This window comes from Cupriavidus sp. SIMBA_020 (genome assembly GCF_046535395.1).
GTDB classification, from domain to species: domain Bacteria; phylum Pseudomonadota; class Gammaproteobacteria; order Burkholderiales; family Burkholderiaceae; genus Cupriavidus; species Cupriavidus campinensis.
Map to the genome: position 1 here is coordinate 1 of NZ_JAWRWU010000191.1, position 347 is coordinate 347.

The following is a 347-nucleotide window of genomic DNA, read 5'->3' on the forward strand; positions in this document are numbered from 1 at the left end:
AGTTCGTCGAGTTCGGCCACCGCCTGCACGGCCGCGTCGAACAGATGCATCACGTTCGCGAAGGCGTCGCGGAAAAAACCGGACACGCGCAAGGTGACGTCGATACGCGGCCGGTCGAATACCTCGATCGGCATGATTTCGAAATCGGTCACGCGGTGGCTGCCCGGCGCCCACTTCGGCCGCACGCCGAGCAACGCGAGCGCCTGGGCGATATCGTCGCCGCCGGTGCGCATGGTCGCGGTGCCCCATACCGACAGCCCGACCGCGCGCGGATAGTCGCCGTGATCCTGCAGATGACGCTCGATCAGCTGCTGCGCGGATTTCAGGCCGAGCGACCAGGCGGCCTG

1 protein-coding gene is annotated in these 347 nt (G+C 67.1%); it reads right to left on the reverse strand.

The window, feature by feature from the left end:
• A partial coding sequence (locus SB751_RS28775) for a cobaltochelatase subunit CobN (RefSeq protein WP_410748882.1) occupies positions 1 to 347 on the reverse strand: 347 nt, incomplete at both ends.